This window comes from Sphaerisporangium sp. NPDC005289 (genome assembly GCF_040607455.1).
Classification (GTDB): Bacteria; Actinomycetota; Actinomycetes; order Streptosporangiales; family Streptosporangiaceae; genus Sphaerisporangium; species Sphaerisporangium rhizosphaerae.
Window position 1 is genome coordinate 22,679 of the sequence record NZ_JBEXGS010000036.1, and the last position, 26,941, is coordinate 49,619.

Consider the following 26,941-nt stretch of genomic DNA (forward strand, 5'->3'; position numbering starts at 1 on the left):
GAACACTGGGAGCACAGGGGGCGCTTCGGGCATGGTGGCGCGTCGCGCGCTCACGCCTTGGCCTCGAGAACGAACTTGCCGACGTTGTCGCGGTCGATCGGGATCGGATAGTTGCCGTCGAAGCACGCCCGGCACAGCCGCTCGGTCGGCAGCGTCGTGGCCTCGGTGAGGCCCTCCAGGGAGATGTACCCCAGCGAGTCGGCGCCCAGGGACGCGCGGATCTCCTCCACGGACTTGGACCCGGCGATCAGCTCGGCCTTGGTGGCGAAGTCGATGCCGTAGAAGCACGGCCAGGACACCGGCGGCGAGGAGATGCGCACGTGGACCTCGGTGGCGCCCGCCTCGCGCAGCATCTTGACGATCGCCCGCTGGGTGTTGCCGCGCACGATCGAGTCGTCCACGACCACCAGGCGCTTGCCGGCGATGACCTCGCGCAGCGGGTTCAGCTTGAGCCGGATGCCGAGCTGGCGGATGGTCTGCGACGGCTGGATGAAGGTGCGGCCGACGTAGGAGTTCTTGACCAGGCCCTGGCCGTAGGGGATGCCGCTCTCTTCGGCGTACCCGATGGCGGCCGGGGTGCCCGACTCGGGGGTCGGGATGACCAGGTCGGCCTCGACCGGGTGCTCCCTGGCGAGCCGGCGGCCCACCTCGACCCGGGTGGCCTGCACGCCGCGCCCGGCGATGGTCGTGTCGGGACGGGCCAGGTAGACGTACTCGAACAGGCAGCCCTTGGGCTCGGCCAGCGCGAACCGGCGCGAGCGCACGCCCTGCTCGTCGATGGTGAGCAGCTCGCCCGGCTCGATCTCGCGGACCAGGCTCGCGCCCACGATGTCGAGCGCGGCGGTCTCGGAGGCCACCACCCAGCCGCGTTCGAGGCGGCCGAGCACCATCGGGCGGATCCCCTGCGGGTCGCGGGCGGCGTACAGGGTCTTCTCGTCCATGAAGACCAGGGAGTAGGCGCCCTTGACCTGCGGGAGCAGCTCGGCCGCGGCGTCCTCGATGGACTTGGAGCGGTCGTGCGCGAGCAGCGTGGTCAGCACCTCGGTGTCGGTGGTGGCCCTGATCGCCCCGGTCGGCAGCCGCAGGGCCAGATCGGGAGTGTTGATCAGGTTGCCGTTGTGGGCGAGCGCGAGACCGCCGCCTTCGGTGGAGCTGAGCGTCGGCTGGGCGTTCTCCCACACGCTGGAACCGGTCGTGGAGTAGCGGCAGTGTCCGATCGCCAGGTGTCCGCGCAGGGTGCCGAGGACCGACTCGTCGAAGACCTGGGCCACCAGGCCCATGTCCTTGTAGACGAGGATCCTGCTGCCCTCGCTCACCGCGATGCCCGCGGACTCCTGCCCGCGGTGCTGCAACGCGTACAAGCCGTAGTAGGTGAGTTTGGAGACGTCCTCCCCGGGAGCCCATACGCCGAAGACACCACAGGCGTCTTGCGGCGCGCGGTCACGGGGGTCAAGGTCATGGCCGAGCCGGCCGTCGCCTTTTAGCACGTGCTTCAGTCTAAGTTGGCCCTGTCCGCTGCCGGTAATCCGGGTCCGGGCAAGGCGCGGCGTCCGTGCGGAATGGGGCCTTCGCGTGGTGCTTTGGGGAAAGATCTCCGGCATTTTGCCGTGTCGGCCGGACCGGGCGCACCGCGCCGGGGGAGAGTGGGGGCACCCGGCATGCCCATACAGGTCGAAAGAGCGCACTGTGACGACACCTGGCGACCCGAACACCTCCCAGCCCTGGGGCGAATCTCGGGGCGGCACGCCGCCCGGAGGCGCACAGCCTCCGTACGGCGGTGAGCACGGCGGGGCGTACCCGGGTGGACCGCCCACCGGCGGTCAGCCGCCGTACGGCGGTCAGCCTCCGTACGGCGGACCGCCTCCGGGGACGCCGCCCGGAGGGACGCCGCCGTACGGGACGCCGCCCTACCAGGGTCCCTACGGAGAGCGCCCGCCCGGAGGCGGCGGGCTCGGCACGGCGGCGCTCGTGCTCGGCATCATCAGCCTGTTCCTGCTGCTCATCTGCGGTCTGGGTGTGCTGACGGCGATCGCCGGCCTGATCGTCGGGATCGTCGCGGTGGCGAAGAACAGCAACCGGGGCCGCGCGATCGCCGGGATCGTCCTGAGCGCGCTCACGATCGTGCTGGCGATCATCGGCTTTCTGTGGTTCCTCGGCAACTTCAGCGAGTGCTTCAACCTGCCGACGCAGACGGAGGTGCAGCAGTGCGTGGAGCGCAAGCTGGGCGTGAACGTGGAACCCGTCCGAGTGATCCCCCGGTGACCCGTTGAGCCCTGGTGACCCGCGTGAGCCCTGGGGGCCTCGGCGGGAGCCCCGCGGGGCTCAGGGCAGGGGCAGGTGCTCTGACAGGTCGGCCCGGGCGCCGCTGGCGCTGATCCTGCCCGCGTCCATGGCCTCGTGCCAGGCGACGCGGCCGGTGGCCAGTTCGAGCCAGGTGAGCGGGTCGGTCTCGACGACGTTGGGCGGGGTGCCGCGGGTGTGCCGGGGGCCCGCCACGCACTGCACCGCCGCGTACGGCGGCACGCGCACCTCGACCGTCCGGCCCGGGGCCCGCTCGGCCAGGCGCTCCAGCAGGTGCCGGACGGCCAGGCGCGCGACGTCGCGCTCGGGCCGCAGGCCCTGGTCGTAGACCCGCAGCACCACCTGCACGGCGGCGTCGGGCGCGCCCTGCGCCGGCCCGTCGTAGGGATGCTCCCCGAGCTCGGCGAGCTGCGCGTCGAGCGCGGCCCGCACCTTCTCCACGTCTACCTTGCGAGCGGCCACGCCTTCCATCATGGCGGCTCCGGGCGCCGGATCGTCCCGCACAGGCGGCCTGCCCGTGCGGGACGGGCGTGCGTCCTCAAGGCGGCCGTCACAGGGCGACGGCGGCCGCCGCCTCGCCGGGCGCGTCAAGGCGGAAGGCCGCCGTCCGGCCGGCCGCGGTCACCTCGTACTCGCCGAGGAAGCCGTTGAACCGCACCCGGCCCTGGTCGTCGGTGGCCATCGTGGTGGGCGGGAGCCACCACTCGCCCTTGACCAGCGAGTGCAGCGCGTCGTAGGAGGGCTTGCGGGTGCCGTCGAGCCGGACGAAGCCACCCGGCGCGCCCAGCCAGCCGCCGTCCGACATGCCCCAGTACGTCATCGCCTCGACCGACGGGTGGGACAGGAGGGTCTTGTAGTGGCGCACGATCTCGTCGGCCTGGCGGGCCTCGCCCTCGGGCGTGGAGGGCCACTCGGGGATCTGGTAGTCGTTCAGGTCCTCGATGTCGGCGGGCATGATGTGGCCCGACACCAGCGTCGTCTCGGTGAAGTGGATCGGCAGGCCGTAGCGGGCGAAGCGGTCGATGGTGGCGAGGGTCCTCTCCTCGCCCCAGTAGCCCTGGTGCATGTGGCTCTGCAGGCCCAGCGCGTCGATCTTGATGCCGGCCTCCAGCACGCCCTCGATCAGGCACTCGTAGGCGGCGGACATGTCGAAGTCGTTGAGCAGCAGCGTGGCGTTCGGGTTGGCCTCGCGCGCCGCGTCGAAGACCATGCGCACCATGGGGATGCGGCCGATATCGCGGCAGACGCGGGTGATGCCGTTGTCGTACTTGTCGAAGATCGGCATGATGACGACCTCGTTGATGACGTCCCACATGTCGACCAGGCCGGCGAACCCGCCCACCTCCCGCCGGATGCGCGCCGCCTGTTCGCGGGCGATCTCGGCGTTCGGCAGGTCCATCAGCCAGTCGGCCGTCACGGTGTGCCAGGCCAGTGGGTGGCCCTTGACCGGGACGCCGCGGTCGGCGAACCACCGCGCCGTCTTGCGCAGCCGCTCGGTGTCGGGACGGCCCCGGACGGTCTCGAAGCGCCCCCAGTAGAACGGGAGCGTGGCGAAGTTGAACACGTCGAACCACAGCTCGGCCAGGTGCTCGGCCTGGGCGGCGGAGGCCTCGCCCAGCGACCCGGTGACGCCGCCGGGGCCGGCCTGCTCCTCGGCGGACAGCTCGCCGTTGGCGAGCGGGATGAAGTCGAACCCGATGCATCCGAACAGGAACTTGTGGCCGCGCTGCGCCACGACCACCTCCTGGCCGGCCAGCGGGGACCCGTCCACGGTGACCGTGAGGGTGGCGTCGGCGGTGCGGTGCTCGGTGATCGAGGGGTCGGCGGGGTGGGCCGGTCCGGCGTGCGAGGGCATGGGGACGTCCTCCAGGGGGTCGGGAGGGATGGTGGCCGGGCGGGGCGGCAGGGTCCCGCGGCCGTCGCCGCGGGCGCGGTCCCGGCCCGCCCGGGTCCCACTCTAGAAGCACCTCGTCGGCGGCCGCCGCCGCCATGGTCACCCGGATCAGCTCATCTCGTCCTGCGGGGCCGAGGGGGTGGGGGTGGGGGTGGGCACGCCGTTCGGCAGGGCGCTGCCCTTCTTCCACTGGGTCCAGGTGAGCTGCCAGTAGCTCCAGCCGTTGCGCCAGTCGAGCTTGCGCTTGGTGCCGGTGACGGTGACGACGTCGCCGCGCTGGGCGATGCCGTAGAACCACCTGGCGCCCGCGGGGGTGGCCCGCACGCAGCCGTGGCTCTGGTTGGACCTGCCGAGGAACTGGTAGTCGCCCGCGCTCTGGTGGACGTACTCGCCGCTGCTGGAGATGCGCACCGCCCAGGGGATCTCCAGCTTGTAGTACAGCGGGTCCTTGGGGTCGGTGACGCCCATCCAGGCGGACGTCATCGTCTCCACGGGCTTCTTTCCCATGGTCAGGTGGACGCCGCTGGTGGTGAGGTAGACGTCCACGCCGTTCCTGACCAGCCCGCCGCGCCCGGCGCTGATCGGGATGGTCTTGACCGTTTTGCCGTCGCGGCGCACCTTCATCACGTGCTTCTTGGTGTCGACCACCGAGACGTTGGCGGTGCCGATGGCGAAGCGGCGGCTGACGTCCTTGACGGCCTGGTTTCCGGCGATCTGCGAGAGGCGGGCGCTGAAGAGCACCTTCTGGTGCGGCTTCCAGTACGTCCGGGTGCGGTACACCACCTGGCGGTCGGAGACCCAGCGCCAGGCGCCCTCGACGGGCTTCTCGGCCTGGACCTGCAGCACCGTCTCGACGGCCGCCTTGTTCTTCACGTTCCTGTCGAAGGTCACGATGATCGGGGAGCCGACGCCGATCTTCTCGGTCTTCTCGCCCATCGGGGTGATGTCGGTGATGCGCAGGGGCTGCGCCTGCAACCGCCGCAGGGAAGCGCCGGCGGCCCTGGCCTGGCCTGCGCCGCCCGTCGCGGCGGGGGACGGGTCGTCCGTCGCCCGGGGATGGACGCTGGTCTCGGTCGTGCCCCTGCCCGGCGCGGGTTGTGCGGTGCGCACGTCCGCCGAGCAGGCCGCCGCGGTGACCAGGGCGGCGATGGCCAGCAACGCGGGGGCCGTCCGCTTCAGGGGGTTCACTCTCTACTCCTCATATACGCGCTTCGCTCCGGATGTCATCCATTGCGTCTCTTATGTGAGACACCCGGAAAGCGCGTTATGTGCGCCAACGACCAATCACGATCACGTAACGATGGGTGGCGTCGGCGTTTGGCCGCCGGTTCCGGCGCCCCGTCCGGCCGCGCGAAACGCCGGGCGGAGCAGGCCGGATCGTCCTCGCGACCGGGGCGCCCGGACCGTCAGGCCACCGGCTCGGGGACGGGCTCGGGGGCCGGCCCGGCGGGCTCGCGGGCGGCGCCGGCGGAGGCCGGAACGGCGTCCGCCCGCCGCGTGCGCAGCGACACCAGGCTGACCGGCACCCCGACCGCCACGATCGCCGCCGCGACGATGAGCGAGAGCCGGTACCCGTCCAGGAACGCCGTCAGCGGCGCGGCGCCGGCGGCGGCGCTCGCGCTGGCCCGCGCGCTCAGGACCGCCCCGAGCACCGTGACCCCGAGCAGGCCGAACACCTCGCGGGAGACGTTCAGCACGCCGGAGGCCAGGCCGGCGCGCTCGGCGGGCAGCGCGCCGAGGATGGCGCTGGTGAGCGGGACGAGCATCCCCGCCCCGAGCCCGTACAGCATCAGCCAGGGGAACAGGCTCATGTAGGTCCCGTGCCGGCCGATGGTCGACATCGCGGCGATCGCCACGGCCATCGCGCCGAGCCCGGCGGCGACGGTGACGGCCGTCCCGAGGCGCGCGGCGATGCGCGGGGCGACGGTGGCGAGGGCCGCCATGAGCAGGGCCATGGGGACGAAGGCCGCCCCCGCCTCAGTGGGGGAGAAGCCCAGGACGTTCTGCAGCCACAGTGCGGTGAAGAAGTAGATGCCGAAGACGCCGAACGCCCACAGGCCCATGGCCAGCGTGCCGCCGCTGAAGACCCGGTCGCGGAACAGCGACAGGTCCATCATGGGCTCGCGCGAGCGGGACTCCAGCAGCACGAACGTCGCGGCGGCCACCGCGGCGAGCGCGAAGGCGCCCAGGATGGGGGCGGAGGTCCATCCCTCGCCGTCCCCCTCGATCAGCGCGTAGGTCAGCGCGAACAGCGCGGCCGACGACGTCGCGAGGCCCGGCAGGTCCAGCCGGCGCCGCGCCGGCGTGCCGGCCCGGCCGATGGACCAGGCCGCGAGGGCCATGGTGATGACCCCGATGGGCACGTTGATCAGGAAGATCCAGCCCCAGTGCCAGTTCTCGCTGACGAACCCGCCGGTCACCGGGCCGAGCGCGAGGGCCAGGCCGCCGATCGCGCTCCACACGCCCACCGCGATCCCGCGTTCGCGGGCGTCGGGGAAGGTGAGCGAGAGCAGCGCCAGCGCCGACGGGGCCAGCAGCGCCGCTCCGACGCCCTGGGCGGCCCTGCTCAGGATGAGCGCGGTCCCGTCCCCGGACAGGCCGGCCGCCGCCGAGGCCAGCGTGAACAGCGCCACACCGGCGAGGAACACCCGCCGCCGGCCGAAGACGTCCGCGAGCCGGCCCCCGGCCATGAGCAGCCCGGCGAAGACCAGGATGTATCCGCTGACGATCCACTCCAGCCCGGAGATGGTCAGCCCCAGCTCCCTCTGGATGGTGGGGAGCGCCACGTTCACCACGTTGTTGTCCAAATAAGTCATGAAGGTGGCCAGCGAGACCGCCACCAGCGCCCACCAACGACGTTGCACAGCTTCTCCTCTACGACGTACTTGTACGGCGTACATGTACGTCGTACAGCAGACCTTGTACGTCGTATAGTTGTCAAGTGGCCCAGGAGAAACTGACCCGCGAGACGGTCGTCGAGCAGGCATTGGCGCTCGCCGACCAGGAGGGCGTGGACGCGGTGACGATCCGCCGGCTCGCGAGCCTGCTGGCGGTCACCCCGATGGCCCTCTACTGGCACTTCAAGAACAAGGAAGAGCTGATGGCGGCGCTCGCCGAGCACGTCCTGTCCGGTGTGACCGCCGACGTCTCCCCCGGCGACCCGTGGCAGAGACGCCTGCGCGTGATCGTCGAGGCCGTCGTGCGGGCGATGCGCGACAACCCGTGCGTGCCCGACCTGCTCGGCGCGGTGAAGGACAAGCACGAGCTCGAGAGCTTCAACCGCGCGACCGAGGCGACGCTGGACGTGCTCGCGGAGGCGGGGTTCACCTCGCGCGAGGCGTTCGCCGTCTCCTCCTACCTGCTCAACGGCGTGACGGCCCTGGTGAAGGGGTGCCCGCTGTGGACCGGGGAGCCCAGAGAGGCCGAGGAGCGCCGGCTGCGCCGGCTCAAGCTGGAGTCGATGCCCGGCGACCGCTACCCGCGCATGATCCAGTACGGCGGCACGCTGAGCGAGCCGCCGGACATCGACGGCTACTACGGCTTCGGCGTCGACCTGCTCCTGCGCGGCGTCGAGGCCATGGCCGCGCGGCGCCCCGGCGCGGCCTAGGGCAGTGCCGGGCGCCGGGGGCGGGCGCAGGCGGCGGTGACGACGCCGGCGAGCGCGACGCACGCGAGCACCAGGTAGGTCCGCTGGAAGCCGGACATCAGCTGCGCCACCGCCACCGGGGACAGGCGCGAGAGGGTGCCGGCGTAGACCAGGCCGCGCAGCTCGGGCGACAGCGCGCTGCTCAGCACGGTCAGCGTCGTCGCCACGCTGAGCACGATGCCGACGTTCATGATCATCAAGCGGAAGCCGTTCACCACGCCGAGGCTCCCCGGCGGCAGGGCCCTCATGACCTGGGTCGTGTTGCCGGTGAGGAAGGTCCCGTTGCCGCCCCCGGCGAGGAACAGGCCGATGGCGATGATCCAGTACGGGCTCGCGCCGCCGGTCGAGAGCATCAGGCACACCAGCCCGGCGAAGTTGAGCACGCAGCCGCCGACCGACAGCAGGTAGGGCGAGATCCGGCGGCCGAGGGCGCCCGCGATGGGCGAGGCGACCGCCATGCCGACCGGCACGGGCAGCACCGCGAGCGCCGCGGTGAAGGCGTCAAGGCCGCGGGCGGCCTGGAAGTACAGCGCGACCAGCAGCACCAGGGCCGAGCGCGACAGGGCGGTGCAGAAGGAGGCCAGGTTGGCGAAGGTCAGCATGCGCTCGCCGAACAGCCGCAGGTCCAGCACCGGGTGCGACGCGCGCCGCTCGACCAGGACCAGCAGCGGCGCCAGGACCAGGAAGACCAGCCCGCCGACCAGCACGACGGGGCTGGACAGTCCGCGCGACCCGGCCTCCGACAGGGCGATCAGGGCGGCCGACAGGGCCGCGAAGACGATGAGGTTGCCGGCCGCGTCCACCGGCGTGCGGGCGCCGGTGGGCACCCTGCGCAGCGTCGCCCACCCCCAGACCAGCGCGATCACCCCGGGCGGGACGTTCGCCCAGAAGACCCACTGCCAGCCGGCGGTGTCGGCGATCAGCCCGCCCAGGGTGGGCCCGGCGAGTTGGGCGACCGACAGGGTCCCGATGTAGACGCCCATGCCCTGGCTGAGCCGGTCGGGCGGGAAGGCGTCGGTGATGATCACCGTGCCGTTGGCGAGGATCATCGCCGCGCCGAGCGCCTGGAGCCCCCGCATGGCGATCAGGAAGCCGACGTTCGGCGACAGCCCGGCCAGCAACGAGCACAGGGTGAACAGCGCGAACCCGACCAGGTAGACCTCGCGCCGCCCGAGCAGGTCGGCCACCCGGCCGAAGAAGACCAGCGTGGCGGTGCTGACCAGCAGGTACGACAGCAGGATCCAGGAGGAGGCGAACGCCCCGGCCTCGAAGTGCCGCACCACCGCGGGCAGGGCCACGTTCAGGGTGCTGGCGTTGACGCCGATGAGGGCCAGCCCGAGGCTGGTCACCGAGCAGACCCGCCACGCGTAACGGAGCCTGCGCGCGTACTCAGGGGTGCCGGGAAGCAGGTCCGCGGTCCGATCAAGCGGGTGGGCGACCATGCCCCCCAGTCTGACGTACGCCGTACGTCCGGATTAACCCATTAATCCCCCTCAACGGGCGCGTTTGCGGAGGCCTTCGAGGTCGTAGATGACCACGCGGCGCCGGCCCGTCTCGATCAGGCCGCGGTCGCGCAGCGAGCGCAGCGCCTTGCTGACCGCCTCGCGGGAGGCGCCGGTCCAGCCGGCCAGCTCGTCCTGCGACAGCGGCAGGGCGACCCGCACGCCGCCGTTATCGGGCTCGCCGAACCGCTCGGCCAGCTCCACGAGCCGGGTGGCCACCCGGCCGGTGGTGTCGAACGCGCCGTACTCGACCCGCTTGCGGTCGGAGTCGCGCAGCCGGCCCACGACCATCTGCAGCAGCAGCACCGCCACCCGGCCGTGGTCGTTCAGGAAGCCGGAGAAGTCGCGGACGACGACGCCTTCGACGGGCTCCAGCGCGGTCACCGTGCCCGAGCGCGGCTCACCGCTGATGACCGACATGTCTCCCAGCAGCGCTCCAGGGCCGCGGATGGCCAGCACGACCTCGGTGCCCCCCGCGGTGTAGGAGGACACCTTGACCCGTCCGGAGGTCAGCACGAGCGCCCAGTCGGAGGTGTCACCCTCGCTCATGACGGTCGTGCCGCGGTCCCACCGCCTCTTGCGGCCGGCGGCGCACAGGTCGTCGGCCTCCTCCTTGGTGAGCAGGGACAGGAACTCTCCAGGCTCGGTCGGCGTGGACGTCATCGTTCCTCCAGGGTGAGGGGCAACGCTCGAATCATGCCGCGCCCCTCCGGTGCGGTCACGGTCGTTTTCCCGGTGCGGGGCCCGCGGTTCGCGTACTTCTACCGTCTCGCGGCACACGGTGGTCAGTCGAGCGAGGACAGGACGAACGCCTCGACGCTCTGCTCCTTGCCCTTGAGGCTCAGCTCGCCCAACGACCGTACCTCGGCGCCCGCGCCGATCTGCTCACGGGTCGTGGCCCCGATGACCACCGTCCCCGGCTCGGCCATCCCCTCCAGTCGCGCCGCCACGTTCACCGCGTCTCCCATCGCGTTGAACCCGCGCAACTCGGGGCTGCCGATGTTGCCCACCAGCGCCAGGCCGGTGTTGATGCCGATGCGGAACCGCGGATAGCCGGGGTTGCCCGCGGCGATCTCCTCGGCGGCGGCCTGCATCTCAAGAGCCGCGCGGGCGGCGTGCGCGGCGTGGTCGGCCTGCGCCGCCGGGGCGTTGAACAGCGCGAGCAGCGCGTCGCCCACGAACTGCACGATGGTTCCGCCGTGCCGCAGGACGCAGGGCACCGCGGCGGCGTGGTAGCGGTTCAGCATCTCCACGATCTCGCCGGGCGCCACCCGCTCGGAGAAGGAGGTGAAGCCCTTCAGGTCGGCGAACAGCGCGGTCAGCTCCACCAGCGAGCCGCCGAGCGCCGCCTGGTCGGGGTCGGCGAGCAGGGACGCCGCCACGTCCGGCGACATGTACTGCCGGAACAGCGTCTCCAGTTCGCGGTACAGGCGGGCGTTCTCCAGCGCGATCGAGAGCTGACTGGCCAGGGTGGCGGCGAGCGCCTCGTCCTGGCGCGTGGTCCCCACGGGGACCTCCAGCGCGCCGGCCACCACGCCCTTGACGGTGAGCGGGTGGATGACCCGGCCGTCGCCGCTGATCGTCTCGGTGGCCTTGAACTCGTCCACGCCGTACGCGCGCTCGCCCAGCGTGATCGCGCCGTGCGACACCAGGCCGATGCGCACGTCCCCGTAGGCCTGGCGGACGCGGCCCAGCGCCTCGGCGAGCAAGGTGTCCTCGCCCAGGCCGACGCGCGCCTGCCGTCCCACGTCGACCAGTGCGCCGAGGCGCAGCGACAGTTCGCGCTCGGCCGCGAGCGCCTGTCCGGCGCGGTCGAGCACGGCCGCCTGGCCCTCGTTCAGCCGGAACTTGCCCGCCAGGCGCAGCGCGACGGGCGTCCGGGACGCCGTGCCGCTTTCGCCCATGCGCCGCAGGTGGCCGACGAGCTCCTCCAGCGCCTGGTCGTACTGCCCCTGGATGCGGCGGATCGTCGCCGCGAGCGTCACCGAGTCGAACAGGCCCTGGCTGGAGCCCTCGCGGCGGAACTGGATGTAGGAGCTGTAGGCGACGAACGCGAAGGCGCCCACCAGCAGCAGGTGCCACTCCCACCACGACAGCAGCCAGTTGGGCCGGAAGAACCCGGCGACCATCGCCTCGCTGAGCAGCGCGTACGCGGTCATCAGGCTCACGAGCATCGCCGAGGGCCTGCGGCGGTGGATGCGGAACATCTGCACCGCCGACAGGGCGAACAGCCCGGCGCCGATCCAGGAGAACGCGCCGATGGTGGCCCCGCCGGGCGGCGGCGGCGCGCTGAGCGGGGTCAGGCCCTCGATGAGCGAGGCCGCGCCCCACACCACCAGGACCACCACCAGGGCGGCCCGCAGCAGGTCGCCGCTCCTCAGCACGGCGGCGGCGGCGCGTTCGCCGAGCGGCAGGGAGGAGGCGAACGCCAGCACCGACGCCACCATCAGCCCGACCGGCTGCCCGATGTCGAAGCCGTAGCTGCCGGTCTCCAAGATGATCCGCGGCGTCGACAGACCGTGGAGCAGGAAGAAGCCGGCGCTGCTCAGGAAGACCAGCGACACCAGCAGCAGCCGGGCGTCCTTGTGCCGGGTGGCGGCCTGGCTGATCATCGCGCCGAGCACGACGTTGACGCCGGCCACCAGCACGATCAGCCAGAAGTGGCTCGGCGGATGCTCCCAGCGCGCGTTGAGCCGGGCGGGGAAGGCGAGCAGCAGCCACAGGCCGAGCAGCGGCACGGCCAGGTGCATGGCCCACACGATGCCGCGCACCGGGTGCGTGGCGGGCGGCAGATAGGGCGAGAACGCGAGCCCGTCCTCCCCGCCGGCGGCCTCGCTCCCGGCGATGGCCGTGCGGTCCTCCGCACCGGCAGGCCCGTCGTCCGCGCGGGCGCCCGCGTTTTCTGCAGCGGCCCCCGGGACGTCCCCCCAGGCGCCTTCGGCCCCCGCATCAGCGGTCCAGGCCTTCATGCCGGCGGTCCCGCTCTCCGGGACGGCGGTCCCGCTCTCTGGGACGGAGATCGCGCTCTCCGCGCCGGGGGTCGCGCTTTCCGTGACAGGGGCGCTTTCCGGGACGGGGGCGCTTTCCGGGACGGGGGCGCTTTCCGGGACAGAGGCGCTTTCCGGGACGGGGGCCGCGTCCTTCTCGGCGGTGCTCGTGCCGGAGGCGCCGGCGGGCGTCCGGGACGGCCGGCTCACCGTGGAGGTGCGAGGCATCGGGGTCTTCGCCGGGACGACCCTCTTGAACTGCACCGTCTTCGCCGCGTCACCCGTGCCCGGGTCGTCCGGGCCCGTCCCGGCCGCCGGAGCCGCAGCGCCGCCGGTATCGCCGGCGCCCTCGCCGGAGGACTTCCCCGCGGTCTTTCCCGCGGCGAGCCGCCCGTCGGGCCGCACCTCCGCCTGCCCGTCGGCCTGCCCGTCGGCCTGTATCTCGGCCTGCCCTTCCGGCCGCCCCTCCGCGTGCCCTTCGGCCTGCTCCGAGGCCGCACCCCCGGTCGGCGTCACGTCGTGGCGGGGCACGGTGTCCGCCTCCGCCTCGGAGTCGGTGGTCGCGCGTGTGTGATCATTCGACGGCACGGTTGCCTCCGCATCAGCCAGTCGAGTCCCCCCGAACGTGCCGATTATCCCGTCAGTCCACGTTGTGGGCGAACGAAGGGTTCAGCCGGAGGTATATCGAGACGGAACTGAGCTGCGGCTTTGGGGGGTATGACCGAAACTTCGGTTACTTTGGCGATGCCTGGTGCCATTAGTCCCGTTAATGGGTGACCGGTTCAGCTCACCAAGGCGGTGGATCTTCTGTGGGGGATCCACCGCCTTGCCGTGACCGGCTCGTCAGGAGGAGAACACGGCCGGGAGCGTCGCCTCGTGGACCGCGCGCAGCTCCTCCACCGGGATCGACAGGACGCCCTCGACGGTGAGCGCCGAGCCGCCGGTCGTGCCCAGGCAGTACGCGGGCACCTCGCGCCGGGCGCACAGGCCGGCGAGCTCGTCGTAGGACTCGGGCCGCACCGCGAGCAGAACCCGTGCCGTGGACTCGCTGAACAGATCGGTGAAGGCGTCGCCGCCGGGGAGCTGCACGGCGGCTCCCACACCGCGGGCCATGCACGCCTCGGCCAGCGCGATGGCCAGGCCGCCGTCCGACACGTCGTGCGAGCCGTCGACCAGCCCGCGTCCCGCGGCCTCGACCAGGACGCCGGCCAGGGCGCGCTCGGCCTCCAGGTGGACCGCCGGGGGCAGCCCGCCCAGGTGACCGTGCGCGACGTGCGCCCACTCGGAGCCGCCGAACTCGTCCCGGGTGTCGCCGAGCAGCACGATCTTCAGGTCGGGGGCGGTGAACCCGTGACGGACGCGGGCGCGGACGTCGTCCAGCACGCCGAGCACCCCCACGACCGGGGTCGGGTGGATCGGCGTGGAACCGGTCTGGTTGTAGAACGAGACGTTGCCGCCGGTCACCGGCACACCCAGGGTCTTGCAGGCGTCGGCGAGGCCGCGCACGGCCTCGGCGAACTGCCACATCACCTCGGGGTCCTCCGGCGAGCCGAAGTTCAGGCAGTTGGTGACCGCGAGCGGGCGCGCCCCGGTGACCGCCACGTTGCGGTACGCCTCGGCCAGCGCGAGCTGGGCGCCTGCGTAGGGGTCGAGCTTGGCGTAGCGGCCGTTGCCGTCGGTGGCCAGGGCGATGCCGCGGTCGGTCTCCTCGGCGCCGGGCATGACCTCGCCGATGCGCAGCACGCCCGCGTCGGCCGGCATGGCCAGCACGGTGTTGCCCCGCACGTAGCGGTCGTACTGGGAGGTCACCCACTCTTTGGAGGCGAGGTTGGAGGAGCCGAGCAGCGTCAGCAGGGTCGCCCGCAGGTCGCCGGGACGCTCCAGCCGCGCCGGGTCGTCGGCGTTGAGCGCCGCCTGGCCCGCCGGCTCGTGGAACGGGCGCTCGTACACCGGGCCGTCGTCGGCGGCGGTGCCCGGCGGGATGTCGACGATGACCTCGTCCTTCCAGGTCATCACCAGCCTGCCGGTGTCGGTCACCTCGCCGATCACCGTGGCGGGGACGTCCCACCTGGCGCAGATCGCCATGAACGCGTCGATGTCCTCGGGGGTCACCACGGCCATCATGCGCTCTTGCGACTCGCTCATCAGGATCTCCTCGGGGAGGAGCGAGGGGTCGCGCAGCGGCACCAGGCCGAGGTCCACCGACATGCCGCCGGTGCCCTTGGCGGCCAGCTCGGTCGTGGCGCAGGACACCCCGGCGGCGCCGAGGTCCTGGATGCCGACGACGACGTCGGCCTCGAACAGCTCCAGGCAGCACTCGATGAGGAGCTTCTCCATGAACGGGTCGCCGACCTGGACGGCGGGCCGCTTGGCGTGCGACTCGTCCTCGAAGGTGGCCGAGGCGAGCACCGACGCGCCGCCGATGCCGTCGGGGCCGGTGCGCGCGCCGAACAGCACGACCTGGTTGCCCGGCCCGGGCGCCGTGGCCAGCTTGATCTGGTCCTTGCGCAGCAGGCCGACGCACAGGGCGTTGACCAGCGGGTTGCCGATGTAGCACGGGTCGAAGGCCAGCTCGCCGCCGATGTTGGGCAGGCCGAGGCAGTTGCCGTAGGAGCCGACGCCCTCGACGACGCCCGGCAGCACGCGCCGGGTGTCGGGGGCGTCCAGGGCGCCGAAGCGCAGGGCGTCCATGACCGCGACCGGCCGCGCGCCCATCGACATGATGTCGCGGACGATGCCGCCGACGCCGGTGGCCGCGCCCTGGTGCGGCTCGACGTACGACGGGTGGTTGTGCGACTCGATCTTGAAGGTGGCCGCCCAGCCGTCGCCGATGTCCACCACGCCGGCGTTCTCGCCCATGCCGACCAGCAGCGCGTCGGACTCCGGGGCCTTGGTGCCGAATTGGCGCAGGTGCACCTTGGAGGACTTGTAGGAGCAGTGCTCGCTCCACATGACCGAGTAGATGGCCAGCTCGGAGGAGGTCGGCCGGCGTCCGAGGATGGCGCGCACGCGCTCGTACTCCTCGGCCTTCATGCCGAGCTCGGCGTAGGGCTGCGGCTCGTCGGGGGTCTCGTTGGCCCGCTTGACAGAGTCGATCATGTGTTCTCCTCGCGCGTCACCCGCGCACGCCGTGGTCGTCGCCTCACAGGTTCACGAACTTCTTCAGGATCGAGGTGAAGAAGCCGCGTCCGTCGACGCTGGGAGCGCCGGTCAAGTCCTCGACGGCGTGCTCCGGGTGGGGCATGAGGCCGACGATGTTGCCCGCCTCGTTGCTGATGCCGGCGATGTCGTTCATCGAGCCGTTGGGGTTGCCGCCGAGATAGCGGAACACGACCTGGCCGCCGGCCTCCAGGGCGCCGATCGTCGCGGAGTCGGCGACGTAGCGGCCCTCGCCGTGTTTGACCGGCAGCAGGATCTCCTGACCGGAGGCGTAGTCGCCGGTCCAGGCCGTGGCGGCGTTCTCCACGCGGACGCGCTGGTCGCGGCAGATGTAGTGCAGGCCCTCGTTGCGGGTGAGCGCGCCGGGCAGCAGGTGCGCCTCGCACAGGATCTGGAAGCCGTTGCAGGTGCCGAGGACCGGCAGCCCCGCCCGCGCCGCGGGGATCAGCTCCTCCATCAGCGGCGCGAAGCGGGAGATGGCCCCGCAGCGCAGGTAGTCACCGTAGGAGAACCCGCCGGGCAGGAAGACGGCGTCCACGCCCTTGAGGTCCCGGTCGGCGTGCCACAGCGGCACCGCCTCCCCGCCCGCGTGCCTGACGGCGCGCGCAGCGTCCTGGTCGTCCAGAGTTCCGGGAAAAGTGACCACGCCCACACGGGCAGCACCCATGGTCTCGTACCCCTCCACATGAGAGCGCCGCGCCGGCGTCTCACTCAGCGACGGCGGCCTGCGGCGGTACACCACAGGCTACCTGCTGCCCCTGAGCGACCGACGCAGGGCACCATCAGGTCGTCCGCGAGGCCGGGCGGAGCGCCGGCCCGCCATCAGTGATGGGCTGCGATCGGCTCCGACGGGCCGTTGAGCGCCCATCCTCGCTCGGCGTGACGCATCGCGGTGAGAAGGTCCTGAGCGGTGCGGGCCTCCACCACCAGTGGCTCCGGGGTCGGGTACAGCGCCAGCGCGTAGAACCGGCGGCTCCACGGCCCGTACATGACCGTCCAGAACCGCTCCATGCGGTTCAACAGGACGGCGGCGGCACGGTCGGCCAGGTCGGGATCACCATGATCGGCGCGCTCGATCTCGACGTACGGCCGCCCGAGGGCGTGCCGGCCGGTTCGCCCGCCGCGGCCGCGCCCGAACAGGCGCCGCAGACCTCTACGCTTCACCACAGACCAGGACCTTCTTCTTGATCAGACGATCGCCGTTCACGCGTGTCTGCTCAAGGTAATCACATGGTGACTTTCCGCCATGCCGGTTTCTCCGCATGATTCACCGCCGGCGCTCGATGCCGCCGGTGAAGCCGAGGCCAACAGGAGGAACGAAGGAGGTCAGACGGAGGCGAGGGCCCGGTCGTGGGTGGCCAGCCACTCCTCGTCCCAGTCGAGTTCCTTGCGGAGGAAGACGGTGGTGCCGTTGCCGGGGGTGATGTCGAAGGTGATCTCGTCGACGACCGACTGCATGATCAGGATGCCGCGCCCGTGCTCGGCGTCTCCGGCCGGATACTGCCGGGGGATGGCCCCGAGTCCGAGCCCGTTGTCGGCGACGCGTAGCTCGCAGCGGCCGTGGCCGATGGCGGCCGTCACCGCGTAGCGCTTGGAGGGCCCGCCGTGCCGTACGGCGTTGGCGCAGGCCTCGGAGGTCGCGAGCAGCACGTCCGACACGCAGTCTTCGGTGACGCCGATGCAGCGAAGGGTGTCACCCAGTACTCGCCGGACCATCGGGATGCCCATGGCGTCCCTCGGCAAGGCCAACGAGAACTCAATATCCACCAGACTCCTCCACGGCGCCGAAAGTCACGTTGGGGAGGTTCCCCGGAGAATCAGGGCTAACCGCAGAATCACGCTGTTGTTATTTAGTGTTGGTCAGACGCTTGCTTTCTGATCTGACCAAATTTCCGTTTCGCGTGCTTTGCGGCCCCTTGGCGCGGCGGAGAGGCTGCTATTCGGCCTCGACCCGCACAGAGTAGTCCTCGATGACGGTGTTCGCGAGGAGGGTTTCGGCCATCTTGCGGACCTCGGCCAGCGCCGCCTCGTCCGCCGGGCCGTCGATCTCGACCTCGAACCTCTTGCCCTGCCGCACTTCGCTGACCCCGGAGAAGCCGAGCCGCGGGAGCGCCCGGGCGATCGCCTGCCCCTGCGGATCGAGGATCTCCGGCTTGAGCATGACGTCGACGATGACGCGTGCCACGTGTCCCTCCAGTTCGTGCCGCCGGCCCCCTGGTCGGGTCCGGCCTGGTCCGGCGCACCAGCCTAACGGTGGCGGCCCCCTCTCACAGCCCCCGCCCCGGCGGCGCGCCAAGGGTACCCCTCCCTGCACACTGGGGTCCGCACGAGTGTGCGCCAGGGTTCACCGGGAACGGGAGAAGTGTGGAAGACGGGTGGCTGGTCTTGCGCAAGGGCCTGTGGTGTCTGCCACCATGTCCCCAAACGCGGACGTACCGCCACCAGTAGGTATGGACGCGTGTCAACTGGCCGAACGGCGGTGGTGATCCCATCAGCACGGCCCTGAACGCACAGGAGCGGCACGTGACATTCGACGCCTCTGGTGGTGCTGACGCACCCCCTGAGCTCGTCCAGCTTCTCACCCCGGAAGGTGAGCGGGTCGAGCATCCTCTCTATGACATCGACCTGACGCCCGAGGAGGTGCGCGGCCTCTACCGCGACCTGGTGCTGGTGCGACGCGTCGACATGGAGGCCGTCGCCCTCCAGCGGCAGGGCGAGCTCGGCATCTGGGCCTCACTGCTCGGCCAGGAAGCCGCCCAGATCGGGTCCGGGCGCGCGCTGACCGACACCGACATGGCCTTCCCGACCTACCGTGAGCACGGCGTGGCCTGGTGCCGCGGGGTCGACCCGGTGAACCTGCTCGGGCTCTTCCGCGGCGTCAACCACGGAGGCTGGGACCCCGCCGAGCACAACTTCCACCTCTACACGATCGTCATCGGCAGCCAGACGCTCCACGCCGTCGGCTACGCGATGGGCGTCCAGCGCGACGGCGCCGACGCCGCCACGATCGTCTACTTCGGCGACGGCGCGACCTCGCAGGGCGACGTCAACGAGTCGTTCATCTGGGCGTCGGTGTTCAACGCCCCCGTCGTCTTCTTCTGCCAGAACAACCAGTGGGCCATCTCCGAGCCGCTGGAGAAGCAGTCGCGCATCCCCCTGTACCGCCGCGCCAGCGGGTTCGGCTTCCCCGGCGTCCGGGTGGACGGCAACGACGTCTTCGCCTGCCTGGCCGTCACCCGGCAGGCCCTGAAGAACGCCCGCGAGGGCCAGGGCCCGATGCTGATCGAGGCGTTCACCTACCGCATGGGCGCCCACACCACCTCCGACGACCCGACGCGCTACCGCGTGGCGGGGGAGCTGGAGGCGTGGAAGCTGAAGGACCCGATCGAGCGCGTCAAGGCGTACCTGTTCAAGAACCAGCTCGCCGACCAGGACTTCTTCGACTCCATCGACGCCGAGGCCGCCGACCTCGGCCGGGACGTGCGCAAGCGCTGCCTGGAGATGCCCGACCCGCACCCGCTGGAGATCTTCGAGCACGTGTACAGAGAGCCGCACGCACTGCTGGCCGAGGAGCGCGAGCAGTACGCCGCGTACCTGGCGAGCTTCGAGGGAGGCGAGCGATGACCACGCTGACGCTCGCCAAGGCGATCAACGAGGGCCTGCGCACCGCCATGGAGGACGACCCCAAGGTCCTCATCATGGGCGAGGACGTCGGCAAGCTCGGCGGGGTCTTCCGGGTCACCGACGGCCTGCAGAAGGACTTCGGCGAGAGCCGGGTCATCGACACCCCGCTCGCCGAGTCCGGCATCATCGGCACCGCCATCGGCCTCGCGCTGCGCGGCTACCGTCCGGTGTGCGAGATCCAGTTCGACGGGTTCGTGTTCCCGGCCGCCGACCAGATCATCACCCAGCTGGCCAAGATGCCGCTGCGCTCGCTCGGCAAGATCAAGCTGCCGGTCGTCGTGCGCATCCCCTGCGGCGGCGGCATCGGCGCCGTGGAGCACCACAGCGAGTCGCCCGAGGCGTACTTCACGCACACTGGTGGCCTGCGCGTGGTGGCGTGCTCCAACCCCGTGGACGGCTACCACATGATCCAGCAGGCCATCCGGTGCGACGACCCGGTCATCTTCTTCGAGCCCAAGCGCCGCTACTGGGACAAGGCCGAGGTCGACCGGGGCGCCGACCCCATGCCCTTCGACCGCGCCCAGATCGTGCGCCCGGGCACCGACGTGACCGTGCTGGCCTACGGCCCGATGCTCAAGACCTGCCTGGAGGCCGCCGCGGCCGTCGAGGAGGAGGGCCGCTCGCTGGAGGTCATAGACCTGCGCTCGCTCAATCCCCTGGACACCGGCATGATCTTCGATTCGGTGCGGCGCACCGGCCGGTGCGTGGTCGCCCACGAGGCGCCCATCTTCTCCGGCCTCGGCGCCGAGCTGGCCGCGCGGGTGACCGAGGCGTGCTTCTACAACCTGGAGGCGCCCGTGCTGCGTGTCGGCGGCTTCTCCACGCCCTACCCGCCTTCCCGGCTCGAGGACGACTACCTGCCCGACCTGGACCGGGTGCTGGACGCCGTCGACCGTACCTTCGCCTTCTAGGAGGGGCCTGTGCTTCGCGAGTTCAAGCTCCCCGACGTCGGTGAAGGGCTGACCGAGGCCGAGATCGTCAAGTGGCACGTCGCCGCCGGCGACAAGGTCGAGATCAACCAGACGATCGTGGAGATCGAGACGGCCAAGGCCGTCGTCGAGCTGCCCTGTCCGTTCGAGGGCGTGGTCAGCGCGCTCATGGCCGCCGAGGGCGAGACCGTCGACGTCGGCGTCCCGATCATCGCCGTGGACGACGGCGAGGGCGGCCCCGCGCCGGCGGGCGGCGCCTCCACCGGCGCCGCGGCGGTCGCGGGCGCCGGCACGCCGCAGGCCCCGGCCGGAGGCGGCCCGGTGCCGCGTGCGGCCGCGCTCGCCGACGACATGGTCCCCTCGCCGCCCGCCGGCGGGACCGAGGGCACGCCGGCGCGGACGCCGGTGCTCGTCGGGTACGGCGTCAAGCCCGGCGCCACGACCCGCCGTCCCCGCAAGTCCCCGGCCCACCCGTCCCCCGCCACGGGCGCGGCGGCCCCGCCCGTCCAGCCCCCCGCTCCCGCCCAGGCCGCCGCGCCGGCCCGTCCGGCCCCGCAGGCGCGGGCGGTCACGCCGGTGCAGGTCACGCCGGTCACGCCGGAACCGGGCGCGGTCGCGGTGCTGGCCAAGCCCCCCGTGCGCAAGCTGGCCCGGGACCTCGGCGTGGACCTCGCCGCCCTCACCGGCACCGGTCCGAACGGGTCGATCACCCGTGACGACGTGCACGCCGCCGCCGAGGGCGCCACCGCCGCCGCCGTCCCCGCCGTCGCGCCCTCCGCGCGCGCCGTCCTGCCCGAGGGTGAACGGGAGGAGCGCATCCTGGTCAAGGGTGTGCGCAAGGCCACGGCCGCCGCCATGGTGGCCTCGGCCTTCACCGCTCCGCACGTCACCGAGTGGCTGCAGGTGGACGTGACCGCCACCATGGACGCCGTCAAGCGGCTGCGCGCGATGCCGGACTTCGCCGAGGTCAAGGTCTCGCCGCTGCTGCTGGTCGCCAAGGCGCTGCTCACGGCCGTCCGCCGGTATCCGATGGTCAACTCCTCCTGGACGGGGGACGAGATCGTGGTGAAGCGCTACGTGAACCTCGGCATCGCCGCGGCCACGCAGCGCGGGCTCATCGTGCCGAACGTCAAGGAGGCGCAGGCGCTGTCGCTGCCCGAGCTGGCCGGGGCGCTGGGCGAGCTGACCGACAAGGCCAGGGCGGGGCGGTGCACCCCGGCCGACCTGTCCGGCGGCACCATCACGATCACCAACGTCGGCGTGTTCGGCGTGGACGCCGGCACCCCCATCCTCAACCCCGGGGAGGCGGCCATCCTGGCCGTCGGCCAGATCCGCGACCTGCCCTGGGTGGTGGACGGCCAGATCGTCCCCCGCAAGGTCACCACGCTGGCGCTGTCGTTCGACCACCGCCTCGTGGACGGCGAACTCGGCTCCTACGTCCTGCGCGACGTCGGCGCGATGCTCCACGACCCCCTCCACATGCTCGCCTGGAGCTGACCAGGAAAGCGGCGAAGGAACGGGCCGGAGAGGGATGTCCCTCTCCGGCCCTTTTTCTACCCTTTTGGGGGTCGGCGTGCCCGAATTGTGCGGTGTTTGGTAATCGGGAAGCGGCCTGAAGAACGGTGCAAGTCGCGGGTCGATTATGCAAGTCGGTTGCAAGGTGGGCTGCTAGCTTCGTCATCGCATGTACGACAAATCCCCCGATTTACCAGGGGATGTGGCTTCGCCGCCGCGTGCGGTGGAAGGGAACACGAATGTCGAAGATCAGCTTGGAGGACCTCGCCTTCGAGGGCCCGGAGCTTTCCGACGCCGAGCTCGGCGAGGTGGCCGGTGGCCTCATGACCGTCAGCTGGTACATCAAGGGCAAGCCCGCCGAGTGGGTGAACAAGTGATCAAAGGCCGGTCCCACCGGTCCTGACGATAACGGTGGTGGGCGCGACGCGCTCCGCCCACCACCGGCGCCGCAGCGTTCACGGTCGGCCGCCCTCCCGGTGGCCGGCCTGTCGTCTTTCCAACGCCACACCCACGATTTCCGCGCCACACCCACGACGGGGCTGCCGTGATCCTCATACTCAGCGACCTGCGCGACGACACCGTCGAATTGGTGCTCCCCAAGCTCAAGCGCCTCGGGGTTCCGGTCACCTGGTGGGACAGTGGCGACTACCCCGCCAGGAGCCGCATCACCCTCGCCCTCGGTGCGGATGGCGGGCGCCGGCTCATCCTGCACACCGCGACAGAGACGCTCGATCTGTCCACGGTGACGGCGGTGTGGCGCCGGCGTCCCACCGGCCCCATGGCCGCCGCGCACGTGTTGGAGCCGACCCATCGCACGCATGTCGACTGGCAGGCGCAGTTCCTGCTGGACGGCGTCTGGGACCTCATCCCGGCCCGGTGGCTGCCGTCGCGGCGCGAGCCCGAGCGCCGGGCGCACAACAAGATCATCAATCTGGCGCGGGCGGCGAGCCTGGGCTTCGCGGTGCCGGAGACGGTGTTCACCAACGATCCGGCCGAGCTGGTGCCGGCGTACGAGCGCGCCGGAGGCCGGCTGGTCGCCAAGCAGATCAATTCCGATTCCTTCACCGTGGACGGCGCCGACCACCGGACGTACACGACCGTGCTCACCCGGCGGCACCTCACCTCGCGTCACCTGCTCCAGCACGAGCCGGTGATCCTGCAGCCGTATGTGCCGAAGGCCGTGGAACTGCGGGTGATCGTCGTCGGGGACCGGGTGTTCGCCGCCGAGATCGACGCGCAGGCGTCCCGCACGGCGCGGGAGGACTGGCGTCACTACGATGACGACCGGGTCCGCTACGCCGCGCACGGACTGCCCGAGGACGTGCGGCGGCGCTGCGCCGAACTGGTCGCGTCCTTCGAGCTCACCTATGGGGCGATCGACCTCATCCTCACGCCGCGGGGTGAGTACGTCTTCCTGGAGATCAACCCGAACGGGGCCTGGGCATTCGTCGAGATGCGCACCGGGCTGCCCATCAGTGACGCCATCGCCGAATGGCTGGCCCGAGGAGCGCACGATGAGTGAATCCCCGGCCCCAGGAACCCGCGGTTCAGGGGCACCCGAGCTCTTCCTGGTCGCGGCACCGCGTGACCCCTGGCCGCAGGGCCCGTCACCGAGGTCGAACGATGTCCGGTGACTTCGGCGCCACGCTGGCATCGGGCGTGGCACTGCTTCGACGCCTGCCGCGCAGGCGCGACCAGGTGGAGTGGGCGCGCAAGGAGGCGGCCGAGTGGGGGGCCGAGCACCCCGCCGTCGCCGCCCAACTGGTCGTCGACGAGCGGCCGGGCACGCCCGTGGTCGACTACGACCTGCTCCTCACCCATCCGGACGGCGGCACGGTGGCGCTCACCGCGCCGGCCGACGAGGGTGTGCCGTGGCTGATCGAGCACTCGACCCACTGGGCGGCCGGCCAGCTCGTCAGCGTGGACGAGATCCACCTGTCGGTGGCTCAGGCGCTCACCATGCTGCGTTCGCTCTCCAATCGGGACACGACGCCGCACGACGAGATCGTCGACCAGTGCCTGATCCTCAACGAGGTCCTGTCCGAGGACGAGCCGCTCACCACCGAGGACCTCCAGGCCGCGGCGGACGAGTTCCGCAGGGGACGGGGACTGTACGACCGCGCGGCGACCCTCGCCTGGATGGAGCGCGTGGGCATGTCCCCCACGCGGTTCGAGGAGTACATCGGCGGCGTCGCCCGCCGGCGCAGGTTCCGGCGGCGCAAGGAGACCGAGCTCGCCTGCGGGTATCTCGCCGCGCACCGCTCCCGGTTCGAGCGGGTACGGGCGGTCTGGTGGGCCGGTTCGGAGCGCCGGACCGCCGCCACCCCGGCGGAACTGCTGGCCGTGCCGTCCGAGGTGACCGGTGAGATCCAGGTGACCATGGGTGAGCGGTGGGCCGGTGACCTGCCCGAGCCGCTCCGCGACGCCGCGCCCGGCGCCGTCGTGGGCCCCGTCGAGCGGGAGGGCCGGTTCTTCACCGGCGCCGTACTGGATCGCCGTCCGGCCGAGGACGACGCCGAGACGCTGGCCGCCGCCGGGCGCGCCGCGTTCGCGGACTGGCTCACCGAACGGCGAAGCCGCGCGTCGGTCGAATGGCATTGGTCGTGAACCGCCCGATCTACCGCGAGGAGGCGCTGCGCCGCTACCGCGTGCGGGAGCGGCAGGGTGACCGGCCACTCGTCGTGCACAAGATGTGGTTCGCCGCGCTGTGGGCGCTGGTCGCCGTACTGGGCGCCGCCGCGGCGACCCTGACCCTGATCCAGGTGCCGCACCTGGTGACCGTCCCGGCGACGGTCACCGGATATCGGACCGGGAGCGTGGACGTCATCGCCCACGTCCCCTGGGACCGGCCGGCGCCCCGCACCGGCGCGCAGGCGACCTTACGGCTGGTGGGCCCGGCCCGGCCGCTCGTGTGTCAGGTCGGCCGCCCCGGTGCCTCCCTGGCCGGTGACGGGCGGCTCAAGGCGGCCCCGGGTACGGTCGAACCGGCCAGGCTCGCCGTGCTGTCCTGCCGGGTCACCGGAGTCGAGCCCCGCGAGCTGCTGCGCCGCTCCGGCGAGGCCGTGGTCCCCAGCGGAACCGTCGCGGCCGGAACCCAGCTGTTCGGCGACGGCTCGTGAGGCGAGGGAGCGGCGGCTCGTGAGACGACGCGTGCCGGTCGTCCTGCAGAACTCGGCCACCGAATGCGGGGCCGCGACCCTGGCCATGATCCTGTCCTACCACGGGCACCGGATCTCCCTCCACGAGCTGACCGACCGGCTCCAGGTCGGCAGGGACGGGCTGACCGGGCTCGCCATCGTGACCGGAGCCCGCGACTCCGGGCTGAACGCCAAGGCGTTCTCCCTGGAACCTGCCGATCTCGCCCATATCCCCATGCCGGCCGTCGTCCACTGGGAGTTCAACCACTTCGTGGTGGTGGAACGCTGGACGCCCGAGCGGGTGGACCTCGTCGACCCTGCCTTCGGGCGGCGCAGGCTGCCTGCCGGGGAGTTCAACGAGGGATTCACCGGCGTGGTGCTGGCGTTCGAGCCGGGCCCCGCGTTCCGGCGGGGAAGCTCCAGCGCGGCGAGCACCTGGCGGCGCCGGTTCCTGCGAACACTCCTGCTGCGCCGGCGGGGCCTGCTGGCCCAGGTGCTGCTCGCCTCCGTCGTCCTGCAACTGCTCGGGCTGGCGCTCCCGGTGTTCTCCCAGGTGCTGGTCGACCAGGTGCTGCCGATGGGCGCCGAGACCCTGCTCACCGTGATCGGCGGCGGGTTGCTGCTGGCCACGCTGACGCAGTTCGTGGTGGGGGCGCTGCGGGCGGTCCTGCTGGTGTCGGTGCGGGCGAGCGCCGACGCCGAGCTGACCAGGGGCGTGATCTCCCACCTGATCGCGCTGCCGTTCCGCTATTTCGCGGTACGCGGCACCGGAGACCTGGTGACCCGGGCGGGCAGCGTCGCCGTGCTGCGGGACATGCTCACCGGGCAGATCCTTTCGGCCCTGCTCGACGGGCCGCTCGCCATCGGATACCTCGTCCTGATCTTCGTAAGGGACCCGTTGTTCGGCGCGTGCCTGCTCGGCATCGCCCTAGTGCAGACCGGTCTGCTGCTCGCGACCACCCGCCGGGTCAACCACCTGGCGCAGCAGGAGCTGACGGCGTTCTCCGCGACGCAGAGCAACCTGATCCAGGCGATCAACGGCATCGAGACGCTGAAGGCGTCCGGGGCGGAGCGGCACGCGGTCGAACAGTGGTCCAGGAACTTCACCATTCAACTCAACGCCGATGTGCGCGGCGGTATCACCCAGGGCCTGCTGGAAGCGGCGCTCGGCGCCATCAGGGTGCTCGCCCCGCTCGGCCTGCTGTGGATCGGGGCGTGGCGGGTGCTGGACGGGCAGTTCACCCTCGGGACGCTGCTCGCGCTCAACGCGATCGCCGTCGCCGCGCTCACCCCGCTGTCGTCGCTGATGTCCAGCCTGCAGAGCCTTCAGCAGGCGGGCGCGCACTTCGACCGGCTCTCCGACATCCTCGCCTCCGAGCCCGAGCCGTCCGAGGGCATCGAGGTGCTGCGCCTGCGCGGAGCGGTCGAGCTGCGCGAGGTCGGGTTCCGGTACGACCCGAGGGCGCCCTGGACCCTACGCGACATCTCGGTGCGGATCGCGCCGGGACAGAAGGTCGCGCTCGTCGGTGCGTCCGGGTCCGGGAAGAGCACGCTGGCCCGGCTGCTGCTGGCCCTGCACAGCCCGACCACCGGCGAGATCCGCTTCGACGGGGTGCCGGTGGGCGAACTGAACCTGCGCACGCTGCGGCGGCAGTTCGGCGTGGTCACCCAGGACCCGTCGCTGTTCACCGGCACGATCAGGGAGAACATCGCCCTGAACGATCCGGACGCGTCCTTCGCCCGGGTCGTCGAGGCGGCGCGCCTGGCGCGGCTGGACGAGGAGGTCCGCGCGATGCCCATGGGGTACGAGACCATGCTGACCGAGGGCGCCGGTCTGTCCGGCGGTCAGCGGCAACGCCTGGCGCTCGCCCGCGCCCTGCTGTCCCGACCGAAGATCCTGCTGCTGGACGAGGCCACCAGCAATCTCGACAGCGAGAGCGAGGCGGCGATCGAGAGCCACCTCGCCCGGCTCACACAGACCAGGATCGTCATCGCGCACCGGCTCAGCACGATCAGGGACGCCGACCTCATCCTCGTCGTGGACGGCGGCCGCATCGTCGAACGCGGCACCCACCGCGAGCTGATGTCCCTCGGTGGCCGGTACGCCGCCCTGGTGGCCGCCCAGACCGGTGACCCGGCCCCGGCGGCCGGGAACGGGATGTCGCCGGGGGCATTGGTCCAGTGACC

23 protein-coding genes are annotated in these 26,941 nt (G+C 71.7%); 10 read left to right on the forward strand and 13 right to left on the reverse strand.

What is annotated here, in order from left to right; genetic code table 11:
* Positions 1-50 precede the first annotated feature (50 nt).
* A complete protein-coding gene (gene purF, locus ABZT47_RS38035) occupies positions 51-1,487 on the reverse strand; it encodes an amidophosphoribosyltransferase (protein WP_354853043.1) in 1,437 nt (478 codons plus the stop codon).
* A 199-nt stretch (positions 1,488-1,686) separates the two neighbouring features.
* Between purF and ABZT47_RS38040 the strand changes: the two genes are divergently transcribed.
* Complete coding sequence (locus ABZT47_RS38040; RefSeq protein ID WP_354853045.1) at positions 1,687-2,262, forward strand: DUF4190 domain-containing protein; 576 nt, start codon at positions 1,687-1,689, stop codon at positions 2,260-2,262.
* Between the two features lie 60 nt (positions 2,263-2,322).
* Here ABZT47_RS38040 and ABZT47_RS38045 read toward each other — a convergent pair whose 3' ends face one another.
* From ABZT47_RS38045 to ABZT47_RS38060, 4 genes are all read right to left on the reverse strand, one after another.
* Positions 2,323-2,763 carry a sterol carrier family protein gene (locus ABZT47_RS38045; protein WP_354853047.1) on the reverse strand — a complete coding sequence of 147 codons (441 nt, stop codon included), beginning with the start codon at positions 2,761-2,763 and terminating at the stop codon, positions 2,323-2,325.
* A gap of 88 nt (positions 2,764-2,851) precedes the next feature.
* Positions 2,852-4,156, reverse strand: coding sequence for an endo-1,4-beta-xylanase (locus ABZT47_RS38050; RefSeq protein WP_354853049.1), 1,305 nt, complete (start codon positions 4,154-4,156; stop codon positions 2,852-2,854).
* 147 nt (positions 4,157-4,303) lie between these two features.
* Positions 4,304-5,383 carry a L,D-transpeptidase gene (locus ABZT47_RS38055; RefSeq protein WP_354853051.1) on the reverse strand — a complete coding sequence of 360 codons (1,080 nt, stop codon included), beginning with the start codon at positions 5,381-5,383 and terminating at the stop codon, positions 4,304-4,306.
* Between the two features lie 218 nt (positions 5,384-5,601).
* Positions 5,602-7,059, reverse strand: a complete 1,458-nt coding sequence (locus ABZT47_RS38060; protein ID WP_354853053.1) for an MFS transporter — start codon at positions 7,057-7,059, stop codon at positions 5,602-5,604.
* Between the two features lie 77 nt (positions 7,060-7,136).
* Here ABZT47_RS38060 and ABZT47_RS38065 point away from each other — a divergent pair, with 77 nt between their 5' ends.
* A complete protein-coding gene (locus ABZT47_RS38065; protein WP_354853055.1) occupies positions 7,137-7,802 on the forward strand; it encodes a TetR family transcriptional regulator in 666 nt (221 codons plus the stop codon).
* On the opposite strand, the gene ABZT47_RS38070 is transcribed toward ABZT47_RS38065, so the two are convergent.
* The 8 genes from ABZT47_RS38070 to purS all read right to left on the reverse strand — a co-directional run bounded on the left by ABZT47_RS38070 (position 7,799) and on the right by purS (position 17,674).
* Positions 7,799-9,283 (reverse strand): MFS transporter, encoded by a 1,485-nt coding sequence (locus ABZT47_RS38070; protein ID WP_354853057.1) that lies wholly within the window; start codon positions 9,281-9,283, stop codon positions 7,799-7,801. The two genes, ABZT47_RS38065 and ABZT47_RS38070, sit on opposite strands and share 4 nt — an antisense overlap.
* Positions 9,284-9,334: 51 nt before the next feature.
* The gene (locus tag ABZT47_RS38075; RefSeq protein WP_354853059.1) at positions 9,335-10,006 is read right to left on the reverse strand and encodes a Crp/Fnr family transcriptional regulator; all 672 of its coding nucleotides are present in this window, start codon (positions 10,004-10,006) and stop codon (positions 9,335-9,337) included.
* A 122-nt stretch (positions 10,007-10,128) separates the two neighbouring features.
* Complete coding sequence (locus tag ABZT47_RS38080; RefSeq protein WP_354853060.1) at positions 10,129-12,918, reverse strand: adenylate/guanylate cyclase domain-containing protein; 2,790 nt, start codon at positions 12,916-12,918, stop codon at positions 10,129-10,131.
* 255 nt (positions 12,919-13,173) lie between these two features.
* Positions 13,174-15,429, reverse strand: coding sequence for a phosphoribosylformylglycinamidine synthase subunit PurL (gene purL / locus ABZT47_RS38085; RefSeq protein WP_354853062.1), 2,256 nt, complete (start codon positions 15,427-15,429; stop codon positions 13,174-13,176).
* Between the two features lie 43 nt (positions 15,430-15,472).
* Positions 15,473-16,156, reverse strand: coding sequence for a phosphoribosylformylglycinamidine synthase subunit PurQ (gene purQ, locus ABZT47_RS38090; protein WP_354853064.1), 684 nt, complete (start codon positions 16,154-16,156; stop codon positions 15,473-15,475).
* Between the two features lie 155 nt (positions 16,157-16,311).
* Positions 16,312-16,656, reverse strand: a complete 345-nt coding sequence (locus ABZT47_RS38095) for a hypothetical protein (protein ID WP_354853066.1) — start codon at positions 16,654-16,656, stop codon at positions 16,312-16,314.
* A gap of 159 nt (positions 16,657-16,815) precedes the next feature.
* A complete protein-coding gene (locus ABZT47_RS38100) occupies positions 16,816-17,256 on the reverse strand; it encodes an ATP-binding protein (RefSeq protein ID WP_354853068.1) in 441 nt (146 codons plus the stop codon).
* A 169-nt stretch (positions 17,257-17,425) separates the two neighbouring features.
* A complete protein-coding gene (purS, locus tag ABZT47_RS38105; RefSeq protein ID WP_354853070.1) occupies positions 17,426-17,674 on the reverse strand; it encodes a phosphoribosylformylglycinamidine synthase subunit PurS in 249 nt (82 codons plus the stop codon).
* Between the two features lie 338 nt (positions 17,675-18,012).
* On the opposite strand from purS, the gene pdhA reads away from it, so the two are divergent.
* From pdhA to ABZT47_RS38145, 8 genes are all read left to right on the forward strand, one after another.
* Positions 18,013-19,113 (forward strand): pyruvate dehydrogenase (acetyl-transferring) E1 component subunit alpha, encoded by a 1,101-nt coding sequence (gene pdhA, locus ABZT47_RS38110; protein WP_354853072.1) that lies wholly within the window; start codon positions 18,013-18,015, stop codon positions 19,111-19,113.
* Positions 19,110-20,084, forward strand: coding sequence for an alpha-ketoacid dehydrogenase subunit beta (locus ABZT47_RS38115; protein ID WP_354853074.1), 975 nt, complete (start codon positions 19,110-19,112; stop codon positions 20,082-20,084). The genes pdhA and ABZT47_RS38115 overlap by 4 nt, the downstream gene beginning before the upstream one ends.
* A 9-nt stretch (positions 20,085-20,093) precedes the next feature.
* Positions 20,094-21,599 carry a dihydrolipoamide acetyltransferase family protein gene (locus ABZT47_RS38120; RefSeq protein ID WP_354853075.1) on the forward strand — a complete coding sequence of 502 codons (1,506 nt, stop codon included), beginning with the start codon at positions 20,094-20,096 and terminating at the stop codon, positions 21,597-21,599.
* Between the two features lie 257 nt (positions 21,600-21,856).
* Positions 21,857-21,994 (forward strand): putative ATP-grasp target RiPP, encoded by a 138-nt coding sequence (locus tag ABZT47_RS38125; RefSeq protein WP_354853077.1) that lies wholly within the window; start codon positions 21,857-21,859, stop codon positions 21,992-21,994.
* A 167-nt stretch (positions 21,995-22,161) separates the two neighbouring features.
* A complete protein-coding gene (locus ABZT47_RS38130) occupies positions 22,162-23,139 on the forward strand; it encodes an MvdC/MvdD family ATP grasp protein (RefSeq protein ID WP_354853079.1) in 978 nt (325 codons plus the stop codon).
* Positions 23,140-23,240: 101 nt separating this feature from the next.
* On the forward strand, positions 23,241-24,224 hold the full coding sequence (locus tag ABZT47_RS38135) for a TIGR04500 family putative peptide maturation system protein (RefSeq protein WP_354853081.1): 984 nt from the start codon (positions 23,241-23,243) through the stop codon (positions 24,222-24,224).
* Complete coding sequence (locus ABZT47_RS38140) at positions 24,209-24,736, forward strand: hypothetical protein (RefSeq protein WP_354853082.1); 528 nt, start codon at positions 24,209-24,211, stop codon at positions 24,734-24,736. Before ABZT47_RS38135 ends, ABZT47_RS38140 begins: the two co-directional genes overlap by 16 nt.
* Before the next feature lie 19 nt (positions 24,737-24,755).
* Entirely contained in the window at positions 24,756-26,939 is a 2,184-nt protein-coding gene (locus ABZT47_RS38145; RefSeq protein ID WP_354853084.1) for a peptidase domain-containing ABC transporter, read from the forward strand.
* Positions 26,940-26,941: the final 2 nt, after the last annotated feature.